General features: G+C 72.3%; 20 protein-coding genes, 2 tRNA genes and 1 pseudogene. 19 read left to right on the plus strand and 4 right to left on the minus strand.

Annotated elements, in window-relative coordinates; genetic code table 11:
• The first annotated feature begins 45 nt into the window (after positions 1–45).
• Together D9V36_RS29550 and D9V36_RS29555 are read left to right on the plus strand one after the other, a co-directional pair.
• Positions 46–699 carry a hypothetical protein gene (locus tag D9V36_RS29550; RefSeq protein ID WP_129296435.1) on the plus strand — a complete coding sequence of 218 codons (654 nt, stop codon included), beginning with the start codon at positions 46–48 and terminating at the stop codon, positions 697–699.
• Positions 700–806: 107 nt separating this feature from the next.
• Entirely contained in the window at positions 807–1,931 is a 1,125-nt protein-coding gene (locus D9V36_RS29555) for a hypothetical protein (protein WP_129296436.1), read from the plus strand.
• A gap of 18 nt (positions 1,932–1,949) precedes the next feature.
• Here D9V36_RS29555 and D9V36_RS29560 read toward each other — a convergent pair whose 3' ends face one another.
• Positions 1,950–3,053, minus strand: a complete 1,104-nt coding sequence (locus D9V36_RS29560) for a M48 family metallopeptidase (protein WP_129296437.1) — start codon at positions 3,051–3,053, stop codon at positions 1,950–1,952.
• A 153-nt stretch (positions 3,054–3,206) separates the two neighbouring features.
• Between D9V36_RS29560 and D9V36_RS41140 the strand changes: the two genes are divergently transcribed.
• The 7 genes from D9V36_RS41140 (at position 3,207) to D9V36_RS29585 (ending at position 7,761) form a co-directional block, all read left to right on the plus strand.
• Positions 3,207–3,356: a hypothetical protein gene (locus D9V36_RS41140; protein ID WP_164993054.1), complete on the plus strand. Its 150-nt coding sequence runs from the start codon at positions 3,207–3,209 to the stop codon at positions 3,354–3,356.
• 119 nt (positions 3,357–3,475) lie between these two features.
• Positions 3,476–3,637, plus strand: a complete 162-nt coding sequence (locus tag D9V36_RS41145) for a hypothetical protein (RefSeq protein WP_164993055.1) — start codon at positions 3,476–3,478, stop codon at positions 3,635–3,637.
• Positions 3,638–3,688: 51 nt separating this feature from the next.
• Positions 3,689–4,300: a nicotinate-nucleotide adenylyltransferase gene (gene nadD, locus D9V36_RS29565; RefSeq protein WP_129296438.1), complete on the plus strand. Its 612-nt coding sequence runs from the start codon at positions 3,689–3,691 to the stop codon at positions 4,298–4,300.
• Positions 4,301–4,324: 24 nt separating this feature from the next.
• A complete protein-coding gene (locus D9V36_RS29570; protein WP_129296439.1) occupies positions 4,325–6,184 on the plus strand; it encodes an LCP family protein in 1,860 nt (619 codons plus the stop codon).
• Between the two features lie 307 nt (positions 6,185–6,491).
• The gene (gene rsfS, locus D9V36_RS29575) at positions 6,492–6,926 is read left to right on the plus strand and encodes a ribosome silencing factor (RefSeq protein WP_088797625.1); all 435 of its coding nucleotides are present in this window, start codon (positions 6,492–6,494) and stop codon (positions 6,924–6,926) included.
• Positions 6,923–7,576 (plus strand): histidine phosphatase family protein, encoded by a 654-nt coding sequence (locus D9V36_RS29580; RefSeq protein WP_129298771.1) that lies wholly within the window; start codon positions 6,923–6,925, stop codon positions 7,574–7,576. Before rsfS ends, D9V36_RS29580 begins: the two co-directional genes overlap by 4 nt.
• A 112-nt stretch (positions 7,577–7,688) precedes the next feature.
• Positions 7,689–7,761: transfer RNA gene (locus D9V36_RS29585), tRNA-Ala, on the plus strand.
• Between the two features lie 145 nt (positions 7,762–7,906).
• Here D9V36_RS29585 and D9V36_RS29590 read toward each other — a convergent pair.
• Positions 7,907–8,857: a helix-turn-helix transcriptional regulator gene (locus D9V36_RS29590; RefSeq protein WP_129298772.1), complete on the minus strand. Its 951-nt coding sequence runs from the start codon at positions 8,855–8,857 to the stop codon at positions 7,907–7,909.
• Positions 8,858–8,968: 111 nt separating this feature from the next.
• Here D9V36_RS29590 and D9V36_RS29595 point away from each other — a divergent pair, with 111 nt between their 5' ends.
• Genes D9V36_RS29595 through D9V36_RS29605 form a run of 3 tightly spaced genes read left to right on the plus strand, consistent with a single transcriptional unit; the run spans position 8,969 to position 11,026 of the window.
• A complete protein-coding gene (locus D9V36_RS29595) occupies positions 8,969–10,483 on the plus strand; it encodes an MFS transporter (protein ID WP_129296440.1) in 1,515 nt (504 codons plus the stop codon).
• Between the two features lie 57 nt (positions 10,484–10,540).
• A complete protein-coding gene (locus D9V36_RS29600; protein ID WP_129296441.1) occupies positions 10,541–10,789 on the plus strand; it encodes a hypothetical protein in 249 nt (82 codons plus the stop codon).
• A 3-nt stretch (positions 10,790–10,792) separates the two neighbouring features.
• Complete coding sequence (locus D9V36_RS29605; protein WP_129296442.1) at positions 10,793–11,026, plus strand: hypothetical protein; 234 nt, start codon at positions 10,793–10,795, stop codon at positions 11,024–11,026.
• A gap of 203 nt (positions 11,027–11,229) precedes the next feature.
• On the opposite strand, the gene D9V36_RS29610 is transcribed toward D9V36_RS29605, so the two are convergent.
• Positions 11,230–12,573, minus strand: a complete 1,344-nt coding sequence (locus D9V36_RS29610) for a glycosyltransferase 87 family protein (protein ID WP_129296443.1) — start codon at positions 12,571–12,573, stop codon at positions 11,230–11,232.
• A 202-nt stretch (positions 12,574–12,775) separates the two neighbouring features.
• On the opposite strand from D9V36_RS29610, the gene D9V36_RS29615 reads away from it, so the two are divergent.
• The 5 genes from D9V36_RS29615 to D9V36_RS29635 all read left to right on the plus strand — a co-directional run bounded on the left by D9V36_RS29615 (position 12,776) and on the right by D9V36_RS29635 (position 20,663).
• Positions 12,776–12,848 (plus strand) — tRNA-Ala (locus D9V36_RS29615).
• A 365-nt stretch (positions 12,849–13,213) separates the two neighbouring features.
• Positions 13,214–15,172, plus strand: coding sequence for a S53 family peptidase (locus D9V36_RS29620; RefSeq protein ID WP_129296444.1), 1,959 nt, complete (start codon positions 13,214–13,216; stop codon positions 15,170–15,172).
• 314 nt (positions 15,173–15,486) lie between these two features.
• Positions 15,487–18,381 carry a leucine--tRNA ligase gene (locus tag D9V36_RS29625; RefSeq protein WP_129296445.1) on the plus strand — a complete coding sequence of 965 codons (2,895 nt, stop codon included), beginning with the start codon at positions 15,487–15,489 and terminating at the stop codon, positions 18,379–18,381.
• 337 nt (positions 18,382–18,718) lie between these two features.
• Complete coding sequence (locus D9V36_RS29630; protein WP_241721098.1) at positions 18,719–19,582, plus strand: hypothetical protein; 864 nt, start codon at positions 18,719–18,721, stop codon at positions 19,580–19,582.
• Positions 19,583–19,817: 235 nt separating this feature from the next.
• Positions 19,818–20,663 carry a DegV family protein gene (locus D9V36_RS29635; protein ID WP_129296446.1) on the plus strand — a complete coding sequence of 282 codons (846 nt, stop codon included), beginning with the start codon at positions 19,818–19,820 and terminating at the stop codon, positions 20,661–20,663.
• A gap of 52 nt (positions 20,664–20,715) precedes the next feature.
• Here the strand turns inward: D9V36_RS29635 and D9V36_RS29640 are convergent, their stop codons facing one another.
• Positions 20,716–21,063, minus strand: a complete 348-nt coding sequence (locus D9V36_RS29640) for a hypothetical protein (RefSeq protein WP_129296447.1) — start codon at positions 21,061–21,063, stop codon at positions 20,716–20,718.
• Between the two features lie 268 nt (positions 21,064–21,331).
• On the opposite strand from D9V36_RS29640, the gene D9V36_RS29645 reads away from it, so the two are divergent.
• Together D9V36_RS29645 and D9V36_RS29650 are read left to right on the plus strand one after the other, a co-directional pair.
• Complete coding sequence (locus D9V36_RS29645) at positions 21,332–22,063, plus strand: ComEA family DNA-binding protein (RefSeq protein WP_347239764.1); 732 nt, start codon at positions 21,332–21,334, stop codon at positions 22,061–22,063.
• 428 nt (positions 22,064–22,491) lie between these two features.
• Positions 22,492–24,726, plus strand: a pseudogene (locus D9V36_RS29650) (ComEC/Rec2 family competence protein); the annotation flags it as partial.
• Positions 24,727–24,814: the final 88 nt, after the last annotated feature.

Consider the following 24,814-nt stretch of genomic DNA (forward strand, 5'->3'; position numbering starts at 1 on the left):
CCGTTCTCCCTGCCCAAAATGAGCGCCCGGGGCTAACCTGGACGGGTGCCGGACGACGTGGGGGGCAAGCCGTTCCCGGACGGTGAAGAGCCCGACGAGCACCACCACGGGAGCCACGGAAAAGCGGACGAAGAATTCGCCTCCGTGGTCTTCGACGAGGAATTCGTCCGGTCGGCGCAGATTCATGAACCCTCGGCGGTCGAGCGGATGCTGGCCGCCGCCGAGGCGCGCGCGGAGGCCGAGGCGGCCCGCTCCGGCCCCGGCTTCGGCCCCGAGGGTGACGACGTGGACGAGACCGGCCTGCGCAGCCGGCGCCGCGTCCGCGGGAGCGACGACTTCGACGGGTACACCGACTACGCCGAGTACGAGGACGACGGCGAGTTCGGCGACTACCCGCCCTACGGCCCGTACGGCCCCTACGGCGGGGCGCTGCGCCCCTACCGCAGCAGTACCCGCTGGCACCGGCCGGTCGCCTGGGTGCTGGCCGTGGTGATGGGCATCGGGCTGGTCGCGCTGGCCTTCAGCGCCGTCTACCGCGGCTCCTCGGGACGGACCCAGAGCCCCGCACCGGCGCCCACCTCCAGCGGTGTGGACGCCCCGGCCACGGGCGTCGTGGACAGCGTCCGCACGGCGCGCCCCGGCCTCCCGTCGGCCGAGCCGCTGCGTCCGTCGTTCCCGGCGGTCCCCAGGCCGCACTGACGCCGTGACGCGGTGCCCGCAAAACGGGTTTTCGAAACGGAATCCCGCCGCGAAGTTGGCCGCCGCCCCGGCGTTTACCTTCGCCCCGGCGGACCTACTCTTGTTGTATGACCGGGCCTGGGGACCCTCCCGAAGGGACGCCCAACGGCGCCCCGGGAGGCGGTGAGGACGAATACCGATCCGTCGTCTTCGACGAATCGTTTGTCCGCGCTGCGCGACTGCAGGAATTCTCCGCGGACGAGCGGCTGGGCGAACACCATGCGCCGGCCGTCAAAACCCGGCACGCCTGGATGCGGCTGGGCGGCTCGCGGCAGGCCGTCCTGCTGGTGCTGCTGATCGTCCTCGCCTTCGGCACCGCCGTCTACATGGGCGTGCGCCATCCCTACAAAACCCCGGAGACGGTCCGGGCGCAGCCGCTGCGGTCCGCGGTGGTGCCGCTCGCACCGGCCGGGGACGTCCCCGGAGCGACGCCGGGGGACCTCTTCGCCCACAGCCCCGCGGCCAATTACCGGATCGGCGCCGCGGGCGTCAATCTGCCCCCCGTCACCCGCACCGAGCACTTCTCCGACGGCCAGATCGTCGCCGCCCTGACCGTCGCGAAGGACTACCTCGTCCGGTCCTCGCTGGACCCGGACACCCTCACCGGCGGGTCCGTACGGCCGGTGCGGCTGCTGCTCGACACCGGCCAACTCGACCAGTTCGACCGCAGCCTGGCGCGCCCCGACGACAACGGCCACGACGCGGCGACCGGGTGGCTGATCCGCTTCGACCCCCGGCAGACCCGGCTCGCCGACCGGAACGTCCGGGTCAACGGCACGCTGGCGGCGTCGGAGTTGAGTCCGGACGCGCTCGACGTCACCGCCGACTACACCTTCGTCTACGCCGTCCGGCCCGCTCCCGGCGCGCCGGCCGACGCCCCCGGCCAGGGCGTCGGCAAGCCCACCCCGGGCGCCGCCTCGCTGGTCACCGTCCGGCGTGAGGTGCACTTCCGGCTGAGCCGGGAGAACCTCAACGACCACCGCCTGGAGGTCGTGCAGAGCAGCCTGCAGGCCGGGCCGCTGGCCTGCTCCTCACGGCCCGCCGACGCGCTGCGCCCGCTGTTCGCGGGACAGCACGCCGGCCAGGACCGGCCCCGGGGCACCGACCCCTACGCCAGGGACCGCGCCAACCCCTCGCTCTGCGGTGAGCTGGCGCCCTCCGCCCAGCCGAAGCCGAGCCGTCCGCTGCGTTAGGAGGCCTCCGGACCTGCGTCAGGAGCCCTCCGGGCGGTCGCTCCCGTCGGAGCCGTTGCTGCCGTTGCCGCCGCCCTGGCCGTCGGAGCGTGCGCCGCCCCGGAAGACCGTGTCGCGCAGCTTGCCGCCCAGATCGCCCGCACCGCCCGCGATGTCGCGCACCAGGCCCATCAGCGGGTCCTTGCTGTTGCGCACCGAGTCGGCGTAGTGGGCCGCGGAGTCCCGGAACGAGTCGGAGACCGAGGTGTCCTTGTCCTCGTCCCGGCGCGGGTAGTGGCCGTCCATGATCCGCTGGTAGTCGCGGCTGGCCGCCCACTTCTTCAGCTCGGCCGCCCGTACGGTCGTGAACGGGTGGCTGCGCGGCAGCAGGTTGAGGATCTTCAGCACGGAGTCGCGCAGATCGCCGCCGGCCTCGTACTCGTCCGCCTGCTTCAGGAAGGCGTCGACGTTCATCTCGTGCAGATGATTGCCGCCGGCCAGCTTCATCAGTCCGCGCATCGAGGCCTGCAGGTCCTGGCCGACCAGCAGCCCGGCGCGGTCGGCGGAGAGTTCCGACTTGCGGAACCACTCGCGCAGTGCGGTCACAATCGCCATGATCGCGACATTGCCCAGCGGGATCCAGGCGACCTTCATGGCCAGGTTCGTGAGGAACAGCAGAATCGTGCGGTAGACGGCGTGCCCGGACAGCGCATGCCCGACCTCGTGGCCGATGACCGCCCGCATCTCCTCCTCGTCCAGCAGCTCGACCAGACCGGTCGTCACCACGATGATCGGCTCGTCCAGACCGATGCACATGGCATTGGGCTGCGGGTCCTGATTGACGTACATCGGCGGGACCTTCTCCAGGTCCAGGATGTAGCAGGCGTCGCGCAGCATGTCGTTGAGGTGCGCGAACTGCTGCTCGCCCACCCGCACCGAGTCCGACAGGAACAGCAGCCGCAGGCTGCGCTCCGGCAACAGGCCGCTGAGCGTCTTGAAGACGGTGTCGAACCCGCTCAGCTTGCGCAGCGCCACCAGCGCCGAACGGTCCGCCGGGTGCTCGTACGACCGCGACGAGATTCCGGGGAATCGCCGCCGGTCCCGGCTCGGAACGTTCGCGCTGCCGCCTGGGCTCTCCGTCATTGGGGCCTCCCCCTGTTCGACTGCGTGTGTTTCACACTAGAGGACGCCGCCGACAGGAGAATGGATGCTCGGGCGTACGCTGGCGATCGCACCAATGACCGCACGGGCCCGTACGGATGAGCGCACGGGCCGTACCCGAGGGAGCGCACCGTCATGCCGTATCCGAGCGTGCTGCTCGCCGCAGCCCAGGAGACCGCCAGGGACGGCGGACCCGGATGGATCCTGCGCACCGTGATCGTCGTCGGCTTCGTGGGCGCCGGCCTGCTCGCCTGGTTCCTGCTGCGCGGCTACGGCCAGGACTGACCCTCCCGCGCGCGGCCCGGACACCTCCGGGCGGAGTCGCCGTGAGCCCGCGGTGAGACGCCGCTTACGATGTGGTGGAAGTCTCTGCCCGACCCCAGCCCGGATTGGTCCTGCCGACGATGAGCCTGCACACCACCGCACAGTCCCTGGTTTCCCTCGCCGCCGATTCCGGACACGAGGGCGGTCACAACAGCCTCAGCCCCTTCGTGACCGGCGGCGGCGCCCTGTTTGTCCTGCTCCTCCTGCTCTGGATCACCACCCGCTTCAACCGGGACCGCTGAGCCCGGCACCCGGCCCCCGGCATCGCGCACAGCCCAGTAGGGTCTGCACGCATGGGAGAGCACACAGGGCCCGTGAAGCGGCGACTCGGAGTGATGGGCGGCACGTTCGACCCGATCCATCACGGACACCTGGTCGCCGCCAGCGAGGTGGCCAGCCAGTTCCACCTCGACGAGGTCATCTTCGTGCCGACGGGACAGCCGTGGCAGAAGAGCCACAAGAAGGTGTCCCCGGCCGAGGACCGGTATCTGATGACGGTCATCGCGACCGCGTCGAATCCGCAGTTCTCCGTCAGCCGCATCGACATCGACCGCGGCGGCAAGACGTACACCATAGACACGCTGCGTGACCTGCGGACCGAGCACCGTGACGCGGATCTGTTCTTCATCACCGGCGCCGATGCGCTCAGCCAGATCCTGACCTGGCACGATGCCGCGGAGCTGGTCTCGCTCGCCCACTTCATCGGGGTGACCAGGCCCGGCCATGTCCTCGCGGACCCCGGGCTGCCCGCGGGGGCGGTGTCGCTGGTCGAGGTGCCGGCGCTGTCCATCTCCTCGACCGACTGCCGGGCGCGCGTCGCCCAGGGGGATCCGGTCTGGTACCTGGTGCCGGACGGTGTGGTGCGCTACATCGACAAAAAACAGCTGTACCGCAACGACCGCTGACGGGGCTGACGGAAAGGGGCACCGGTGAGCGACCGACAGGATCCGTACGGGCCGCAGGACCCGTATGCCCACGACCCCTATGGCCAGGAGCAGGGGCATACGGGCTACACCTACGACGCCTACGGGCGGCCGGTGTACCACGACGCCGCGCAGCCGTCGTACGAGCAGCAGTACGACGCCTACGGGCAGCAGACCGCCCCCTCCGCCTATGAGGGCTACGACCCCTACGGCGGCCACCAGGGCGGTCACCAGGGCGGCGGCCAGGCGCCGCAGGGATACCAGGAGCATCAGGGGCACCGGGGGCAGGCGGAGTACGGCTACGACGCGTACGGCCGTCCGCAGGTGCAGGACCACCCCGGCTATCCGCAGCAGTACGACCCGTACGCCCAGCCCCAGCAGCCTCCTCAGCAACAGCCCGTTCAGCAGCCGCACCAGCAGGAGTGGATTCCCCAGCAGGCGCAGCAGTCCCCGTACGAGCAGACCTCCTACGCGGACGGGCCCCGCTACGACGAGCCCGCTCCGCAGCGCCAGGACCAGCCGCCCCGGCCGCCGGAGCGGCACCGGGCCCCGGCGGACGACGGCGACGGGGCGGGCGGCGCCGGCGGTGCGCCCGGCTCCCCGGGCGAGGACCCGGAGTACCGCACCGAGCAGTTCTCCTTCATCGAGGAGCCGGACGAGGACTCCGAAGACGTCATCGACTGGCTGAAGTTCACCGAGAGCCGCACCGAGCGGCGCGAGGAGGCCAAACGGCGCGGCCGCAGCCGCATCGTCGCGCTGTCCGTGGTGCTGGCCCTGCTGGTCGCCGGCGGCGTCGGCTATCTGTGGTGGGCGGGCAAGCTGCCCGGCCTGGCCGGTCCGGGCAGCGGCCAGACGGCCGCGGCCGCCGGGCAGAAGCGCGACGTCCTCGTGGTCCATCTGCGGGACACCAAGTCCGGCAACAGCTCGACGGCGCTGCTGGTGGACAACACGACCACCCACAAGGGCACCACCGTCCTCCTGCCCAACAGCCTCGTCGTCCCCAAGGACGACGGCAGTTCCACGACGCTCGGCAAGTCCGTCAAGGACGACGGCACCGAGCCGACCCGGGACTCCCTCAACAGCCTCCTGGGTGCCGACCTCAAGGCCAGCTGGCGGCTGGACACCCCGTATCTGGAGAACCTCGTCGAGACGGTCGGCGGGATCACGCTGGACACCGACGCCACCGTGCCCGGAGCCAAGAAGGGCGACTCCCCGCTCGTCAAGCAGGGCAGCGCCCAGGACCTCAACGGCCAGGCCGCTGTCGCGTACGCCACCTACCAGGCGCCGGGCGAGCCCCAGACCCGGCAGCTGCAGCGGTTCGGCCAGGTCATGCAGGCGACCCTGAAGAAGGTCTCCAGCGACGCCGACGGCGCCACGGCCACCGTGAAGTCGCTGCTGCAGGTGCTCGACCCGCCGCTCACCGAGGGCCAGCTGGGCAGCTCGCTGGCGCAGCGGGCGGAGCTGGCGAAGACCGGTGCGTACGGCACGACGCTGCTGCCCGTGCAGGCCGACGGCACGCTCAGCCAGGCCGCCGCGGCCGGTGTGGTCAAGGACGTGCTCGGCGGCACGGTCAAGAAGACCGCCCCCGACGCGACCGCCCGGGTCGCCGTGCGCAACGCCACCGGCACCAAGGGCGCCACGAACAAGGCGCAGGTCGCGCTGCTCAACGGCGGCTACAGCTTCGTCGACGCGGGCACCGCGGGCCCGGCCGCCACGTCCAGGATCACCTACGCGGACACCGCCCAGAAGGCCAAGGCCGCGGAGGTCGCCAAGACCCTGGGCCTGCCGGCGGGCGTGGTCACCCAGGGCAAGGGCGCCTCGAACGCCGACATCACGGTGCTGCTCGGGCAGGACTACAAGGGCTGACGGGTCACCCGCCCGGTGCCCGCCGGTGGAGACCGGCGGGCACCGGGCGGCCCCGGCCACCGTGCCGCCCCTGCCCAGTGAGTGGTGCCGTTCCTGCCCGGCCACCGTGCTGACCGGCCCGGACGCCGTAACCGACCCACCGGTTCGAAAACCCAGTCGGGAGTGTCGGTGGTCCGTGAGACCCTTGAGGGGTACTTGACCGCCGATCCGGTCGTCCACGGGGACTGCGGCACGCGCCGCGGCTCAGTAGTGAGCTAGCTGCCCCTGCCCGGCCGGAGAGGCTGCCCCTCGACCCGGAAAGCCCCTTGTGACCGCCACGGACCGTTCCCTCGAGCTCATCAACGCCGCCGCACAGGCCGCGGCCGACAAGCTCGCGCACGACATCATCGCGTACGACGTCAGCGACGTCCTCTCGATCACCGACGCCTTCCTGCTGGCCTCGGCACCCAGCGACCGCCAGGTCAAGTCGATCGTCGACGAGATCGAGGAACGGCTCAACAAGGACCTCGGCGCCAAGCCGGTCCGCCGTGAGGGCGACCGCGAGGCCCGCTGGGTCCTGCTCGACTACGTCGACATCGTGGTGCACGTCCAGCACAGCGAGGAGCGCGTCTTCTACGCGCTCGAGCGCCTGTGGAAGGACTGCCCCGAGATCGACCTCCCCGAGGAGGCCAAGGCCACCCGCGGCAAGGCCGCGGAGCACGCCGAGGCCACGGCCGGCGAGCAGGACGGAGAGCTGCTCTGAACGGCACCAAGGGCGGCCGGGGCCGCCGCATCGTCCTCTGGCGCCACGGCCAGACGGCCTGGAATCTGGAGCGCCGGTTCCAGGGGTCGACGGACATCGAGCTGACCGAGGAGGGCCGCGGCCAGGCGCGCCGCGCCGCCCGCCTGCTCGCCGCCCTCGGGCCGGACGCCATCGTCGCCTCCGACCTGCAGCGGGCCGCGACCACCGCGAGCGAGCTGGCCGCGCTCACCCGCCTGGAGGTCACGCACGACGCGGCCCTGCGGGAGACCTACGCGGGCTCCTGGCAGGGGCTGACGCACGACGAGATCGTCGCGCAGTACCGCGAGCAGTACACCGCATGGAAGCGCGGTGAGCCGGTGCGGCGCGGTGGCGGCGAACTGGAGACCGAGGTCGCCGACCGGGCCGCCCCCGTCGTGCTCGGCCACGCCGACAAGCTGCCCGACGACGGCACCCTGGTCGTCGTCAGCCACGGCGGCACCATCCGCACCACCATCGGGCGGCTGCTCGGCCTGGAGGCCCACCACTGGGAGGGCCTGGGCGGTCTGTCGAACTGCTGCTGGTCGGTGCTGGGCGAGGGCGCGCGCGGCTGGCGCCTGCTGGAGCACAATGCCGGCACCCTGCCGGAGCCCGTGCTCGGCGACGACGACTGAGCCCGCCGGGCGCCCCCGGCAGACCGGATTTCACATCTGGGCAGGTCGCAGGCTAAAGTTCTTCTTGTTCGCGGCGCCGCCGGGGGAAACCCGGGGGAGCGGAACAAGACCCGGGGCTATAGCTCAGTTGGTAGAGCGCCTGCATGGCATGCAGGAGGTCAGGAGTTCAATTCTCCTTAGCTCCACAGCCCGGAAGATCCCGCCTCCAGACGGAGGCGGGATCTCTGCGTTGTGCCGGTTCTCCGCGTGCCCGGTTCTCCGTTTACCCGGTTCTCCGTGTCGTGCGGGATCCCTGCGTTCTGCCGGATCCGCCCGGCCGGGGCCGCGCGGTCAGGGCTCCCTGTGCGCCCGGCCGCTGAGCTGCCACCTCCGCTCCAGTTCCGCGCGGGCCTCGGAAGCGGGCCGCAGATGCTCCGGACAGCCGGTCAGCGGGTCGTGGATGCCACGCAGCACCGCCGTCCGCTCCCGGCTCTCCTCATCGGCCGGGGTGTAGACCACGATCCGGGTCTCCGGGACGCCGCCCACCGACAGGGACGTCGAGACCAGCCGTATCTCACCGACCGAGGCGTGCTGGATCACCTTCATGCGGTCTCCCCGTGGCGAGACGTCCCCGGCCTCCCACAGGCGCGCGAACTCCGCACTGGTCCGGGACAGCCGCCCGATCAGCGATTCCCAGGCCGGCTCGCCGACATGACGGCCGTACGCCGCACGCAACTGCGCGACGAGGGCGGGGAACTCCTCGTCGCGGTTGACGATCGTGCAGCAGCAGGGCGGCATGGTGAACTGCTGCCACAGGAGGTTGCGGGACGGGCCGCGCGCCGGTGCGGTCGTGGGGAAGACGCCTTGGTAGGCCGCGTTGGCGGCCAGGATGTCGTAGCGGGCGTTGTAGACCACCGCGGGCAGCGGCACCAGCGCCTCGATGATGCCTTGCACCTCCGGGTCGGCCGACTGCGCGTCCGCCTCACGGGCGGGGGCGTACGCAACCTCCGCCAGGTGATAGAGATGCTCGCGCTCGGCGTCGTCCAGGCGGAGCGTACGGGCCACGGCGTCCAGTACCTGGCCGCTGGCGTTGATGGGGCGGCCCTGTTCCAGCCAGGTGTACCAGGTCACGCCGACACCGGAGAGCTGGGCGACCTCCTCGCGGCGCAGGCCGGGAGTGCGGCGGCGCAGCCCCGGCGGCATACCGACGTCCTGAGGGGTCACCCGGGCGCGGCGGCCGCGCAGGAACGCCGCCAGTTCGGGACGCCGCCGCTCGGCCGTCCGCCGGGACGCGCTCACCATGCTGCTCACACCCCCATCGTCGGGGCAGGCGCGCGGGCCTGCCAGGTGCTGTCGGTACCAGCATCGGCGGGCTCTCGGGAGAGGCATCCGTCCGCCGACAGGCTCACCGGCATGACGGACAACTTCTCCTCGGGGGCGCCGCCGGCGCCCGTGCTCACGGCACCGACTCCACCGGCCATTAAAGACCCCGGCACTGACAACGGCCGCGCGCCCGGGGCCGAAAGCGCCCGTTCGCGGGGTGCCGGGCGCACCCTGGCGGTGATCCTCACCGGGCAGTTCATGGCCTTGCTCGATGCCTTCATCGTCACCGTCGCGGCCCCGTCGATCGGCGCCGATCTGGGCGCCTCGGGTGCCGCGCTGCAACTGGTGATCGCCGGTTACACGATCACGTACGCGGCGCTGCTGATCACCGGTGCGCGGATCGGCGAACTGCTGGGCCCGCGGCGGACGTTCCTGGCCGGGCTCGCGGTCTTCACCGTGGCCTCGCTGGCCTGCGGACTGGCCGCGGAAGCCGGCCAGTTGATCGCCTTCCGGGCCGTCCAGGGAGCCGGTGCGGCGGTGATGATCCCGCAGGTGCTGGGGATCATCCAGCGCACCCATACGGGTCCGGCGCGCACGCGGGCACTCGGCGCCTACACCGCGGTGATGGCCGTCGGGGCGGCCTTGGGGCAGATCGCGGGCGGCGTCCTGGTCAGCGCGGACCTCTTCGGCGCGGGCTGGCGGCCGGTGTTCCTGGTGAACGTGCCGATCGGGGCGCTGCTGTTGGCGGCCGGTCCACGCCTGATCCCCCGGGACCGGCCGTCCGGTACGGCACGCGGTCTGGACCTGCCCGGCCTGGTCCTGCTCGCGGCGGCGCTGGTACTGGTAACGGTGCCGCTGGTGCTCGGTCAGGAGGCGGGCCGGCCGGCGTGGACGTGGTGGTCGCTTGCCGCCGGTGGGGTGCTGCTGGGGGTGTTCGCGGGGTACGAGGCCCGGCGCGCACGGCGGGGCGGGGCTCCCCTGATCGCGCCGCGGGTGCTCGGCGCGCCGGGGATGCCGCTGTCGGTGATCCGGCTTGCCCTGGTGATGGCGGTCAACGCGGGCTACATGTTCGTACTGACGCTGCACTTCCAGAACACGCTCCACTACAGCGCGCTGCGCACCGGGCTGCTGTTCGTTCCGACGGCTCTCGCGTACGGGGCGGTGGGGCTGTGGTGGCGGCGGCTGCCCGCGCGCGTGCACCCCCTGCTGGTCCCCGGCGGGTTCGTGATGCTGTCCGCGGTGCTGGTGGGGATCGGGCTGGCGCTCAGGGGCGGCGGAGCCGGAGACGGCATCCGGCTGCTTGCGGCGTATGCCGGCGTCGGTGTGGCCCTCGGGTTCGCCCACAGCCCCAATCTTGCCGCCGCGTTGGGAACCGTAAGCACGGAGCACGCGGCGGATGCGAGCGGTCTCGTGGTGACCGTCAACCAGGTCGGACTGCTGCTGGGGACCTCCCTTTTCGGGGCGCTCTTCCTCCACCGGCAGGCGGAGGCGGAGGCGGGAACGGGAGCGGGCGCGGCGTCGCAGGCGCTCTGGGGAACCCTGCTCGCGCTGGCCGGGTCGGCCGCGGTGGGCGCTCTCGCGGGGATGACGAGAAGGCGGACCTGACCCGGCCCGTGGTCCGTGGCAGAATCGGACGGCGCCGGCAGGGGAGGAGAGATCGCGATGCCCACGAGCATCCTCGAGGAGGTCAACGACCTGCTCGACGTGGCCGAGGCGCAGGGTCATGACTGGCTGCCGGAGTATGCGCTCCGCTTCACCTGCCCCGTGGACGCTGCGCTCCCCGCAGCCGGCGGCGATGACGGTTCCGCTCCGCAGTGCTCCTCGTGCGGCGCCTCCCCTGTGGCGCAGGTGCTGGGGGACGACGGCGGCATTTCCTTCGTTTGTACGGCCTGCGGCCGCAGTTGGAGCTGATGGATGGGCGCCCACAGCAGGAAATGCGACTGGTGCGGCAGCGGTACGCCGATCGTCCGCGACATGGAACCGGTCAACGCCGAGTACCAGTACTGGTGCGAGGAATGCGCCCGCGCCCTCGTCATAAAGGGCGACCCCATCGAGACCTACCGGGAGCTCGACGGGGAGCCGATCTACGGACGGCTGCTGGACGAGCACTGCACCCTGAAGCGTTTCTACTCGTTCGCGACGGCCTGAGCGGGGTCCGCCCCGGCGAAGGCGGCGGCAGCCGGGACACGGCGGAACTGCCGGGTCTGCGGGCGGCGTTGGGCAGGGGCCGGTGTTGGGGCGCCGGGGCGTGAGGGCCGCCACGTCATTCCGCCGCGCGGGCGTCCGGTTCATCCACCACCGTCGGAACGGCCGTGCGGGTCACCCACCACCGCGGGCCGCGGCCTGCCGGTTCACCCACCGCCACCGGCACTGGCCGTCCGGGACCCGCTGCCCCTCCCCGGCCGCCTGCCGCGCCGGCACAGCCGGGCCCCGGCCAGTGCCAGCAGCGCAAGACCGGCGAGCGGATAGACGTCGGAGAGCAGCATCTGGACGCCGTTCTGGTGCAGTTCCTCGTGGTGGTGCCAGCGGTGCGGTACCCACCACAGCGCGAAGGAACAGAACAGCAGGCCCAGCCCGGTGGCCGCCGCCCACCAGCGTCGTGCGGCGGTGTGGGCCTGGTGCAGTGCCTCGGAGCCGAGCAGGATCACCATCGGTACGCACCACACCCAGTGGTGGGACCAGGAGATCGGGCTGACCAGGAGTGCGGTCGCCGCGCAGGTGACGGCCGCCCAGTCGCGCCGGCCGCGCAGCAGCGCCGCGGCCGCCAGTGCCAGGCCGAGGGCCGCGGTCAGACCGGCGGCCACCAGCCAGACGAGGCCCGGATCGTGGGTGTGCAGCAGCCGGGCGAGGGCGCCGCGCAGGGACTGGTTCGCGGTGATCTCCACCTCGCCGACCCGGTCGGCGGCGAAGACGGTCTCGGTCCAGAAGCGGTGCGCGTCACGCGGCAGCGCGAGCGCGGAGAGGAGGGCGGTGGCCAGGAAGGTGGCGGTGGCGACGCCGGCCTGCCGCAGCCAGGGGTTGCGGGCGGCGCGCACCCCCGCGCCGGAGCGGAGCAGCTGCCCGGCCCGGACGGCGCCGGCCAGCGCGAGGAGTACGGCGAACAGTGCCGGGGTGAGCTTGAGGCCGGCCGCGATCCCGGTGCCGACACCTGCGAGCCGGTGGGTGTCCCTGCGGGTCAGGTCCCACAGCACGAGCGCGGCGAGCAGCAGGTTGATCTGGCCGTAGCGCAGCGTCGTCCACACCGGCTCGCACCACACCAGCAGCGCCGAGACCGCGAGCGTCGCGGCGGGCCGGGGGAGATGCCGGGGCCGGCCGGCCAGCCGTAGCGAGAGGTGGACGACGGCGAGGAGCAGCGCGAGGTTGCCGGCCGTGGCGAGGGTGCGCATCGCGGGGACGCCGAGGAGGGTGAGCGGGGTGAACAGCAGCGCTGCGAAGGGCGGGTAGGTGTTGGGCAGGTGCGCCGAGGTCGCCACCATGTCGTAGAGGGACCCGCCGTTGCGGACCGTGAAGCCCTCGGCGCGGTAGACCATGAGGTCGAGCATCGTCACGTGGGCGAGGCGCTGCGCGAACCAGAAGAGCGTGAACGAGACCAGGCAGGCGAGGGCCGCCGCACGGGTCGGGTGCCGGCGAAGGAGGCCCCTGCCGGGATGGCCGCCGCGGGGGTCGGTGGACGCTTCCAGCTCCAGCGCGGTCACGGCGTACGGCTCCCCCAGGACGAATCGGACACGGCGTGCCGACAGTACCGCGCGTCGCGCCGAGGGGCCCGGGCGCGACTGCCGGGGGCCCCGGGAAGAGCGGCCGAGGGGCCCCGGGCGGAACGATTTGGCAGAAGCCGGGGAGGTCCGTGTAATGTAGGCGATGCCGCAGCGGGGAACACCGGGGCGGGAAACAGAATACGGGGCTATAGCTCAGTTGGTAGAGCGCCTGCATGGCATGCAGGAGGTCAGGAGTTCAATTCTCCTTAGCTCCACAGAGAGCGAAGCGGGTCGTCCGATGCGGACGGCCCGCTTCGTCGTGTGTGCCCATGGGGCGGGTGTCCCGGCCGCCCCCTGGCCACGGCGGCGATTCCTCCCGGGTTGACCTGATGTCCGGTCAGAGGGGCGTCCGTTATGGCGAGTTGAATGTTCGCTCGGTGTCCATTCGTGGCCAGTCCTTGTCATTCCTTGGTCTCTTCTTGGTGATCGCATGTCCCTGACATGAACAGTTCACCGAAAGAGTGGCGCATCGCGTGAACGTCACATCCCACGCATTCACCGCTTGTGCGGTGCCGCGCACCCGCGTACCGGCGCAGCGCGGCACCCCGCAGCGCACCGCATCGCCACAGCAGGGGGTTACATGAGATCCAGCCGCACCAGATCACTGCGCGCCCGCGCCTCTCTGGCCTGGGCAGCGACGCTGCCGCTGGTCGCCGGCGCGCTCGCGCTCGGTGCGCCCGCCGCCGACGCCGCGGGCCACGACGGCGGACGGCACGCACTGCAGGGCACCAAGCCCCTGTGGGCCACCCGGCAGGCAGACCGGGGCGACACCTCCGCTTCCGCGGGCGTCACCGCCCGCGTCTACCTGGCGGGCCGTGACGCCAAGGGGCTCGCGGACTACGCCAGGGCCGTGTCCGACCCGCACTCCGCCGCGTACGGGAAGTACCTGAGCCCCGGCCAGGTGCGGGCCCGCTTCGGTGCCACGCACGACCAGATAGCCAAGGTGACCGACTGGCTGAAGAAGTCCGGCCTGACGGTCACCGGCACCACCAACCGGTATGTGACGGTCAAGGGCGATGCGGCCGCCGCCGAGCGCGCCTTCGCCACCGACCTGCACAATTACCGCAAGAGCGGCCACACTTACCACGCCCCGTCGACCACCGCCTCCGCGCCCGCCACCCTGGCCGACGCGGTGCTGACGGTCACCGGCCTGGACAACGCACCGCGGATGGCCCGGCACCACTCCGGCGAACTGCCGCCGCCGGAGGGTGTGTTCCGCAACTCCGGCCCGTTCTCCTCGTACTTCGGCTCCACGACGGACAAGAAGCTGCCGTCCGCCTACGGGAACAAGGCGCCGTACGCGATCAAGGGCTACACCGGCAAGCAGCTGCGTGCCGCCTACGGGGCGAAGAAGTGGACCGGCAAGGGCGTCACCGTCGCGATCACCGACGCCTACGCCTCGCCGAGCATCGCCAAGGACGCGGACACCTACGCCGCCCGTAACGGTGACCCCCGCTACCGCCGCGGCCAGCTGTCCCAGGTGCTGCCCAGGGACTACACGCACATCGAGGACTGCGGCGCGGCCGGCTGGTACGGCGAGGAGACCCTCGACGTCGAGGCCGTCCACGCGGTCGCCCCCGACGCCGGCATCGTCTACGTCGGCGGCGCCTCCTGCATGGACGACGACCTGATCGACTCACTCGGCAAGGTCGTCGACGGGCACCTCGCCGACATGGTCTCCAACTCCTGGGGCGACCTGGAGGCGAACGAGACCCCGGATTCGGCGGCCGCCTACGACCAGCTCTTCCAGCAGGGCGCGGTGCAGGGCATCGGCTTCTACTTCTCCTCCGGCGACGACGGTGACGAGGTCGCCAAGACCGGCACCAAGCAGGTCGACAGCCCGGCGAACTCCGCCTGGGTGACCACCGTCGGCGGCACCTCCCTGGCCGTCGGCAAGCACGACTCCTACCAGTGGGAGACCGGCTGGGGCACCCAGAAGGCGCTGCTGTCCAAGGACGGCAACGACTGGACCGGCTTCCCCGGCACCTTCAACGGCGGCGCCGGCGGCGGCACCAGCAAGACCGTGGCGCAGCCCTTCTACCAGCGCGGCGTCGTGCCGGACGGGCTCGCGAAGGCGAACGGCGGCGGCGCGATGCGCACCGTTCCCGACATCGCCGCGGTCGCCGACCCCAACACCGGGTTCCTCGTCGGCCAGACCCAGACCCTGCCGGACGGAAAGCTCGGCTATGACGAGTACCGCATCGGCGGCACCTCGCTGGCCGCACCGGTGATCGCCGGCGTCCAGGCCCTCGCGCAGCAGGCCCGGCACGGCGTCGCCATCGGCTTCGCCAACCCCGCCATCTACCAGCGCTACGGCACCGCCGCCTACCACGACGTCACCGACCACCCGCTGGGCGCCGGCCGTGACCTGGCCGTCGTCCGCGTCGACTACGTCAACGGCACCGACGGCAGCAAGGGCACCACGACCTCGCTGCGCAGCCTGGGCAAGGACAGCTCGCTGCACGCGGGCGTCGGCTACGACGACGTCACCGGCGTGGGCTCGCCGGGCGCCGGCTACGTGAGCTCCTACCGCCCCTGAACCGGGCGCGCAACGGCCGCCGGCCCGCGCCGTCCGTGACCCGGTGGGGCGGCGGCGGGAGTGAGGCGTAACGGGGGCGGGGCCCGTGTTGGGGGAATCCTCAGCGCGGGCCCCGGACGCCCTGCGGTACCCTGACGCCATGCGTGCCGTACGCCTTCTGCTTAGCGGGCCGCGCTGATCAGTACCGACGGATGACAGAACCCGTCGGAATCGGCGCGGCGTCCCCTCCTGTGCGAGGGGTCTTTTTGTTTCCGGCGTGCCGGGATTGTGGCGCGTTTCCGCAGGCAGAGACGATCGATGGAGCTTTGAGGACGATGAGCGAGACGACCACCGCTGCCGAGGTGGCAGCACCGCACCGCTATACGGCAGCGCTGGCCGCCGACATCGAGGCCCGCTGGCAGGACTTCTGGGAGACGGACGGGACCTACGAGGCCCCGAACCCCACCGGGGGTCTGGCCGGTGACGCCGCGGTGGCGGCCCGCCCCAAGAAGTTCATCATGGACATGTTCCCCTACCCGTCGGGTGCGGGCCTGCACGTCGGCCACCCCCTGGGCTTCATCGCCACCGACGTCTACGCCCGCCACCAGCGCATGACGGGCCACAACGTCCTGCACACCCTGGGCTTCGACGCCTTCGGCCTGCCCGCCGAGCAGTACGCCGTCCAGACCGGCACCCACCCGCGGGTCTCCACCGAGGCCAACATCGTGAACATGCGGCGCCAGCTGCGCCGCCTGGGCCTGGGCCACGACCAGCGCCGCTCGGTCGAGACGATCGACCCGGCGTACTACAAGTGGACCCAGTGGATCTTCCTGCAGATCTTCAACTCCTGGTACGACCCGGAGGCGGACGCGGCCCGTCCGGTCGACACCCTGGTCGCCCAGTTCGAGGCCGGCACCCGCCCCACGCCTGACGGCCGGGCCTGGAGCGAGCTGAGCCCCATCGAGCGGGCCAACGTCCTGGGCGAGTACCGCCTGGCGTACGCCTCGGACGCGCCGGTCAACTGGTGCCCCGGCCTGGGCACCGTACTGGCCAACGAGGAGGTCACCGCCGACGGCCGCTCCGAACGCGGCAACTACCCGGTCTTCAAGGCCAAGCTGCGCCAGTGGAACATGCGCATCACCGCCTACGCCGACCGGCTGCTGAACGACCTGGACGCGCTGGACTGGCCGGAGGCCATCAAGTTGCAGCAGCGCAACTGGATCGGCCGCTCCGAGGGCGCCCGGGTCGACTTCCCCGTGGGCGACTCCGACAAGATCACGGTCTTCACCACCCGCCAGGACACCCTGTTCGGCGCGACGTACATGGTGCTGGCGCCCGAGCACCCGCTGGTCGCCGGCTCCGACAACGGCACCGGATCGATCGTCCCGGACGCCTGGCCCGAGGGCACCCACGACGTCTGGACCGGCGGGCACGCCACCCCGGCCGACGCCGTCGCCGCCTACCGCAAGCAGGCCGCCTCCAAGTCGGACGTCGAGCGGCAGGCCGAGGCCAAGGACAAGACCGGCGTCTTCACCGGCGCGTTCGCGACCAACCCGGTCAGCGGCGCGCAGGTCCCGGTCTTCATCGCCGACTACGTCCTGATGGGCTACGGCACCGGCGCGATCATGGCCGTGCCCGCGCACGACAGCCGTGACTTCGCCTTCGCCCGCGCCTTCGAGCTGCCGATGCGCTGTGTGGTCGAGCCGTCGGACGACCGTGGCACCGACCCCTCCACCTGGGACGACGCCTTCGCCTCGTACGACGCCAAGATCGTCAACTCGTCGGGCGCGGCGGTCTCGCTGGACGGTCTGGGAGTGACCGAGGCCAAGGCGAAGATCACCGACTGGCTGGCTGCCGAGGGCATCGGCGAGGGCACCGTCAACTTCCGGCTGCGCGACTGGCTGTTCAGCCGGCAGCGCTACTGGGGCGAGCCGTTCCCGATCGTCTACGACGAGGACGGCGTGGCGCACGCGCTGCCGGCGTCGATGCTGCCGCTGGAGCTGCCCGAGGTCGAGGACTACTCCCCGCGCACCTTCGACCCGGACGACGCCGACACCCAGCCGGAGACCCCGCTGTCCCGCAACGAGGACTGGGTCCACGTCGACCTGGACCTGGGCGACGGCAACGGCATCAAGCGCTACCGCCGCGAGACCAACACCATGCCCAACTGGGCGGGTTCGTGCTGGTACGAGATGCGCTACCTGGACCCCGGCAACGCCGACGCGCTGGTCGACCCGGACATCGAGCAGTACTGGATGGGCCCGCGCGACGGTCAGCCGGCCGGCGGCGTGGACCTCTACGTGGGTGGCGCGGAGCATGCCGTGCTGCACCTGCTGTACGCCCGCTTCTGGTCCAAGGTGCTGCACGACCTGGGCCATGTCTCGTCCTCCGAGCCGTTCCACAAGCTGTACAACCAGGGCATGATCCAGGCCTTCGTCTACCGGGACAGCCGCGGCATCGCCGTCCCGGCCGCCGAGGTCGAGGAGCGCGACGGCGGCTACTACTACCAGGGCGAGAAGGTCAGCCGTGTCCTGGGCAAGATGGGCAAGTCCCTGAAGAACGCCGTCACCCCCGACGAGATCTGCGCGGAGTACGGCGCGGACACCCTGCGCCTGTACGAGATGGCGATGGGACCGCTGGACGTGTCGCGGCCGTGGGACACCCGGGCCGTCGTCGGCCAGTACCGCCTGCTGCAGCGCCTGTGGCGCAATGTCGTCGACGAGGCGACCGGCGAGGTCACCGTCGTCGACACCGAGCCGGACGAGGCCACCCTGCGTGCCCTGCACAAGGCGATCGACGGTGTCGGCCAGGACCTGGCGAACCTGCGCTTCAACACCGCCATCGCCAAGGTGACCGAGCTGAACAACCACCTGACCAAGACGGGCGGCCCCGTTCCGCGCACCGTCGCGGAGCGGCTGGTGCTGCTGATCGCCCCGCTGGCCCCGCACATCGCCGAGGAGCTGTGGCGCAAGCTGGGCCACCCGGACACCGTGGTGCACGCGGACTTCCCGGTGGCCGACCCGGCGTATGTCGTCGACGAGACCGTGACCTGCGTCGTGCAGATCAAGGGCAAGGTCAAGGCCCGCCTGGAGGTCTCCCCGTCGATCTCCGACGCGGACCTGGAGGCGACGGCGCTGGCCGAGCCGGCCGTGGTCGCGGCGCTGAACGGTGCGGGCATCCGGAAGGTCATCGTCCGGGCACCGAAGCTGGTCAACATCGTCCCGGCGTAGGTCGTCGCCGGGCGCCCGGGAGTGGTTCCGGGCGCCCGGGTGGGGGCTTGGGCGTGATGCCCCTTCCGGTGGGCGGGGTGTTCGGTGGGTGGTGCCGCCTCCGGTGTTCGGTGTGTTCGGTGTGTTCGGTGTGTTCGGTGGGTGGTGCCGCTCCGGTGGCCGGGGCTTCCGGTCGTGTGCGGTGTCGTTGCCGCTGCCGCGTCGGCGTCATGGGTGGTTTCCCCTACGGGCAGGTTGGGGGTTCGTTCGGAACCCGTGACCTGCCCGAGCCGTTTACCGTGGAGGGACAAGGGCGCAGGCGAGGAACCGGCGCCGCCGACACGTCTGGGGAGCGCCCATGGAAGCTGCTGTCGCCATCGTCGGGCTGCTCTTCGTGCTGTTCGTCCTGGCAGGCGTGTTCGTCACGGTCAAGGCCGTGACGGCGGCCAAGCGCGGCGTCGACCGCACCGTCGCCCAGGCCCGCAGAACCGTCGAGGACACCAGCCTCCGCGCCCGGCAGTTCGCCCAGCCCGGAGTGGTCGGCGAACTCGCCCAGCTGCGTCTCTCGCTGCGTATGTCCATGCGTGCCACCCAGGAGGCGCTTCGCGGCGGCTCGTCCGACGATGCCTCCCTGAGCGAGGCGATAGGGCTCTTCGAGCGGCTGAGCGCCCATGACCATGAGCTCGACGACGAACTCAAGCGGCTCGAACGCGAGCCCGACCGGGCCACCATCGCCTCGCGCCTCCCGGAGCTCAGGGAACGCACGGAACGGATCACGCACTCCGCGGAGTCGCTGCGCTGGGCCGCCCGGGACCGCGCCCGCAAGTTCGCGGACGACGATCTGGCGGCGCTGAGTGACCAGATCGATGTCGAGGCGGGGGCGCTGCGCCACTGGACCCGGGTCGAGGATGCCGCGGACCCGCTGTGGGAGCCCGGACAGCCGGCTGCGGATGAGTCGTCAGGGGCGCGTGCTGCCGACGGGGCCTCGGACGCCGGCGTCCGGACGGGCCGGCCGTCGGGGTCCGAGGGCGGCCGCTCCGAGGGGCAGGCACCTGAGGGCCCGCAGGCGCTCACCGCCCGTGACCCGCGCACCCAGCCGTCCTACCCATGGGAGAAGGCCCCACGGACACGGACGTCACGGACGTCACGGACGTCACGGGCCTCACGGGCGCCACGGACGGAGGGCACGGCCAACGGAGGGCAGGACCAGGTGAGGCCGTGAGAAGACCTCGGTGAGGTGAGGTGAGGGGTGGGGTGGGCGGGGGCGGGGCGGGGCCCGAGAGGGAGACGGAGAAGAAGCCCGGCCCGGAGCGTCAGCGGCGTCGCGCTTATCGCGGGTCCGGGAACGGGGACGGCATGCTCCGGTGCCCTCTTGGCAGAGCCTTGGGGAAACCTGGAAGATCTTGGGGAGGGGCCCGCACTGTGCGGCGTCCGGATCCCCGGATAACCTCCCATTCATGTCCCGCCATGTCGCGATCGTCACCGATTCCACGGCCTACTTGCCGCGGACGGCTGTCGAGCGTCACCGCATCACGGCCGTTCCGCTGACCGTCGTCCTGGGGGACCAGGCCTTGGAAGAGGGCACCGAGATCTCCGCGAGATCCGTCGCCCAGGCACTCCAGAAGCGCCGGCCGGTGACCACCTCCCGGCCCGCCCCCACGATGTTCGCGGACACCTATCGCAAGGTCGCGGCGGCCGGTGCGAGCGGCATCGTCTCGCTCCATCTGTCCTCGGAGATCTCCGGTACGTACGACGCGGCGGTGCTGGCGGCCAAGGAGGCGCCGGTACCCGTACACGTCGTGGACACCGGCATGGTCGCGATGGCCCTCGGCTTCTGTGCTCTCGCCGCCGCGGAGACGGCGGAGGCGGGCGGGGACATCGACGAAGCGGTGGCCGCCGCTGAGAAGCGTGCCACTGCCACCTCCGCCTACTTCTACGTCGACACCCTCGACTATCTGCGCCGCGGCGGCCGTATCGGTGCCGCTCAGACGCTGCTCGGCTCGGCGCTCGCCGTCAAACCGCTTCTTCAGCTGGCCGACGGGCGGATCGATCTGCTGGAGAAGGTCCGTACGGCGTCCAAGGCGATCGCACGGCTGGAGGAGCTTGCCGCGGAGCGGGCCGGCGAGGGCCAGGTCGATATCGCGGTGCACCATCTCGACGCGGCGGAGCGCGCGGACGCTCTGGCCCAGCGGCTCCGGGAGCGGGTGCCGGGACTCAACGAGCTCCTGGTGAGCGAGGTCGGCGCGGTGATCGGCGCGCATACGGGCCCGGGGTTGTTGGGGGTCGTGGTTTCGTCGCGGTGAGGGGGAGCCGCGGCACCTCCTGTGGGTGACAAAGTTGTCCACAACTCGGGCTTCATCCACCGGAATTGCGGCAGCTCGGCGAGATCTGCGCGATGTGCTTAGCGTCGGTCGGTATGAACTCGTTTCGATCTGCGTGGGCAGCTTCCCCGGCCTCGTCATCTGCTTCCGTGTCTGTTTCCGTCCCGTCGCTTTCGCCGGCCTTGCCGGCCTTGCCGGCCTTGCCGGCCTCGTGGGCCTTGCCGCATCCGGCGTCCTCGGTCGGGTCTTCGGGGTCTTCGGGGTCTTCTGGGCCTTGGGGGTCTTGGGGGCCTTCGGGGCCGTCAGGGCCGGCGTCCTCGGGCTCGGCGTCCTCGGGCTTGACCTCTTCGGGCTTGACCGTTGCCTCCGTTTCCCCGTTCACCGCCGTTGGTCCCCTGGCTCCTTCCGGTGCGTCGGAGCGGCGGGAGCGGGAGCGCGAGCGGGTGCGGGACCGGGTCGCGGCAATCTTCGGTGATGCGGGCGCGGGTGCGGGTGCAGGCGCGGACGCGAGTGCGGGGGCGGCGGGGCCGGGTGCCGGGCCTGGGCCGGGCAGGGCTGGGGTTGCGGTGACCGGGGGTGGCCCGCCGCCTCCCGGGAACGGTCCGCCGCCTCCTGGGGGCGATCCGCCGGGGCCGCGCCGACGGGAGCGGGTGTGGCTTGCCGTACGCGAACGGCTGCCGCTCTGGGTGCAGTTACGGTGCGGCGCCGACCCGAAGATGCTCGCCGCCCTGGTCCTGGTGCTCGTGCTGGCGCTGGGATTGGCCGTACAGCACTTCTGGGCCGGCCGCCCCGAACCGGTACGGGCCCCGGCGGCCGAGCGGCCCGCGGCTTCCGGCCCCGCGCCGCATCCGCCAACGCTGCCGTCGTCGTCCGCCGCAGCGATGGCGCACGGCCCGCCGGGAGGCGCGGGCCGGCAACTGGTCGTCGATGTCACGGGCAAGGTCCGGCACCCGGGCATTCGCCGGATGCCGCCGGGATCGCGGGTGATCGATGCGCTGCAGGCCGCGGGTGGGGTACTGCGGGGAGCGAACACCGGTGGGCTGAACCGGGCACGGCTGCTGACCGACGGCGAACAGATCGTGGTCGGTGCGGCCGGGGGTGCCGCGGGTACAAGGGGCGCTCCCGCGCCCGCCGGACCGGGGGCGTCCGGGCCGGGAAGCGGGTCGCCAGGGGCCGGAGGCGGTCCGGCCGGACCGGTCAGCCTCAGCACGGCGACCGAGCAGCAGCTCGATTCGCTCCCCGGTGTGGGGCCCGTCCTGGCCCGGCACATCGTCGAATTCCGTACCCGGCACGGCGGGTTCACCTCGGTGGACCAGCTCCGTCAGGTGACCGGCATCGGTGACCGCCGCTTCGCCGATCTGCGCCCCCTGGTCCAGCCGTGACCGGTCTCCGCGCCACCGTGCACGCCACGGCGGCGTCCTCGCACGGCGCCTCGGACCCGCATCAAGAGGGCCCTGCCGATCTGCGGCTGGTCGCGCCCGCACTGGCCGCCTGGGCGGGGGCGGTGATCGGCCTGGGAGCCCCGGGCGGGGGAGCGGCGGTGGCCTGCGGTGCGGCCGTGGCGCTCGCGCTGTGCGCGTGGCGGATGGCTGTGGTCCGGCGCAGGGCGGAGGGCGTTCCGGAGCGGGCCGGGCGGCCCTGCGCCGGTCCTGCGCCAGGAGCTGCCCGGCGAGGGCCGGGGCCGCTCGGACGGCGCTCTCCCCGCCCCCGGCCCGCCGGGGCGTTCGTGGCCCTGGCCGCGGTGCTGTTGTGTGGCGCGGCGGGGACCGCGGCCGCGGCACTGCACGCCTCGGATGTGCGGCGCGGACCGCTGCCGGCCCTGGCGGAGCACTACGCGGGACTCACGGCGGAGCTGGAGGTGAGCGGTGATCCACGACTGACCCGCCCCAAGGTGCGGGGCTCCCAACGGACGCCCCCGGTACTGGTGTTCACGGCCGATGCCGTCCGGGTCACGGCACCGGGCGGTGCGGTCACCGCCGTACGTACCCCGGTGCTGGTGGTTGTACAGCAGCGCGGAGGGAGAGACGAAGCGCACGGCCCCGGGGCACGCGAGAGCCTGTCGCCGGCGTGGCGAGGGCTGCTGCCGTCGACACGCATCCGGGTGGTGGCACGCGCCGCCCCACCGCTCTCGCCGGCCGACCAGGTTGCCGCCGTGCTCCGGGTCACCGCCGAGGCGCCACCGGTCAAGGTCGGTGCTCCGTCCCCCCTGCAAAGACTGGCAGGACACCTGCGTGCCGGGCTGCGCGAGGCCACCGACGGGCTGCGCCCCGATGCCCGCGCGCTGCTGCCCGGCCTCGTGGTGGGCGACACCTCACGCGTGCCGCCGGATCTCGACGACGCCTTCCGCGCCACCGACCTCACCCATCTGCTGGCCGTCTCCGGCAGCAATCTGACGATTGTGCTCGCCCTGCTGATCGGGCCGCCGCACCTCGCGACGCGCGCCGAGCGCCGCGGGCTGGCACCGCGCCTGGGACTGTCACTGCGCGGCACCGCCGTCATCGGCGGTGCGCTCGCCCTCGCCTTCGTCGTGGTGTGCCGCCCGGACCCGAGCGTGCTGCGGGCCGCCGCCTGCGGCCTGATCACACTGCTGGCCATCGGCACCGGCCGCCGTCGCTCGCTGCTCCCCGCCCTCGCGGCCGCGGTCCTGTTGCTGCTCCTCTACGACCCTTGGCTCGCCCGTAGCTATGGCTTTCTGCTGTCCGTCCTGGCGACCGGCGCGCTGCTGTTGCTCGCGCCACGCTGGAGTGCCGCGCTTCAACGCCGCCGGGTGCCGCCGCGGATCGCCGAGGTGATCGCCGCCGCGGCCGCTGCCCAGGCGGTCTGTGCACCGGTGGTAGCCGTGCTGGCGGCCCGGGTGGGCCTGGTCGCGGTGCCCTGCAATCTGCTGGCGGAAGTGGCCGTGGCGCCCGCCACGGTGCTGGGCTTCGCGGCCCTCGCCGTCGCCCCGGTCGCGTTGCCGGCCGCCCAGGCGCTGTCGTGGTGCGCGGGTTGGCCGGCCGAGTGGATCGCCGGTGTCGCCCGTACGGGGGCGGCGCTGCCGGGGGCGGAGTTCGACTGGCCGGGCGGCTGGGGTGGTGGATTGGTGCTGGCGGCTGCCCTGGTGGTCCTGGTGCCGGTCGTCCGCAGGGTGCTGCGGCATCCCTGGCTGTGTGTGCTGTGCGTGCTGGCGATGATCTTGGCGGTGTGCCGCCCCGCCCCGTTCACCCGCGTCCTCACCGGATGGCCGCCGCCGGGGTGGCGGGCCGTGGTGTGTGACGTGGGGCAGGGCGACGGCCTGGTGCTGGCAGCCGGGGACGGTACGGCGCTGGTGGTGGACACCGGCCCCGAGCCCCGGGCCATCGACCGCTGCCTCACCGACCTGGGGATCCGCCGTATCCCGCTTCTGGTCCTGACACATTTCCACGCCGACCATGTGGACGGGCTCCCCGGGGCGCTCCGCGGCCGTGCGGTCGGTGCGATCGAGACCACGACGCTGCAAGACCCTCCGGGACAGGCGCAGTTCGTACGCAGCGCGGCAGCGGCGGCACGGGTGCCGGTCATCCGCGCCGTACCGGGGGAGCGGCGCCACCTGGGCCCCCTCACCTGGGAGGTCCTCTGGCCGCCGGCTCCACCCGCTCTCCCGGGCCCCTCTGGCCCCTTTGGCCCCACCGATTCCACCAGCCAACCGGTCGGTGCCGACGACCTCGACGGCCCCAACGACGCCAGCGTCACCCTGCTCGTCCGTACGGGCGGCCTGTCCCTTCTGCTGCTGGGCGACCTCGAACCGCCCGCGCAGCGCGCACTGTTGGCGTCCCACCCGGAGCTGGGCGGCGTCGATGTCCTGAAGGTCGCGCACCACGGCTCCGCCTATCAGGACCCGCCGCTGATGCATCGGCTGGCGCCGCGCCTGGCGCTGATCTCCTGCGGTGCCGGCAACCCGTACGGCCATCCGGCGCCCCGCACCATCGCGGCGCTCCGCGCCCAGGGCGCCCGGGTGCTGCGGACGGACACCGACGGAGCCATCGCAATCCTGGGCACCACGGCCAGACTGTCGGCGACGGTCAACGGCCACCGGATCAAGTCCGGCCCGGTCCCCGGCCGGAGAACCCGTCGCCGCCCGGTATCCGCCCGGAGAGCCCCGGCACGTCCAGCCG

The organism is Streptomyces lydicus, from assembly GCF_004125265.1.
Lineage (GTDB): Bacteria > Actinomycetota > Actinomycetes > Streptomycetales > Streptomycetaceae > Streptomyces > Streptomyces lydicus_C.

What these genes read in the sequence shown, in the direction of transcription:
- D9V36_RS29555 (WP_129296436.1), top strand. Translation starts at nt 807, where the DNA reads ATGACCGGGCCTGGGGACCCTCCCGAAGGGACGCCCAACGGCGCCCCG.
- D9V36_RS29560 (WP_129296437.1), bottom strand. Translation starts at nt 3,053, where the DNA reads ATGACGGAGAGCCCAGGCGGCAGCGCGAACGTTCCGAGCCGGGACCGG.
- D9V36_RS41140 (WP_164993054.1), top strand. Translation starts at nt 3,207, where the DNA reads ATGCCGTATCCGAGCGTGCTGCTCGCCGCAGCCCAGGAGACCGCCAGG.
- D9V36_RS41145 (WP_164993055.1), top strand. Translation starts at nt 3,476, where the DNA reads ATGAGCCTGCACACCACCGCACAGTCCCTGGTTTCCCTCGCCGCCGAT.
- nadD (WP_129296438.1), top strand. Translation starts at nt 3,689, where the DNA reads ATGGGAGAGCACACAGGGCCCGTGAAGCGGCGACTCGGAGTGATGGGC.
- D9V36_RS29590 (WP_129298772.1), bottom strand. Translation starts at nt 8,857, where the DNA reads ATGGTGAGCGCGTCCCGGCGGACGGCCGAGCGGCGGCGTCCCGAACTG.
- D9V36_RS29595 (WP_129296440.1), top strand. Translation starts at nt 8,969, where the DNA reads ATGACGGACAACTTCTCCTCGGGGGCGCCGCCGGCGCCCGTGCTCACG.
- D9V36_RS29600 (WP_129296441.1), top strand. Translation starts at nt 10,541, where the DNA reads ATGCCCACGAGCATCCTCGAGGAGGTCAACGACCTGCTCGACGTGGCC.
- D9V36_RS29605 (WP_129296442.1), top strand. Translation starts at nt 10,793, where the DNA reads ATGGGCGCCCACAGCAGGAAATGCGACTGGTGCGGCAGCGGTACGCCG.
- D9V36_RS29620 (WP_129296444.1), top strand. Translation starts at nt 13,214, where the DNA reads ATGAGATCCAGCCGCACCAGATCACTGCGCGCCCGCGCCTCTCTGGCC.
- D9V36_RS29625 (WP_129296445.1), top strand. Translation starts at nt 15,487, where the DNA reads ATGAGCGAGACGACCACCGCTGCCGAGGTGGCAGCACCGCACCGCTAT.
- D9V36_RS29630 (WP_241721098.1), top strand. Translation starts at nt 18,719, where the DNA reads ATGGAAGCTGCTGTCGCCATCGTCGGGCTGCTCTTCGTGCTGTTCGTC.
- D9V36_RS29635 (WP_129296446.1), top strand. Translation starts at nt 19,818, where the DNA reads ATGTCCCGCCATGTCGCGATCGTCACCGATTCCACGGCCTACTTGCCG.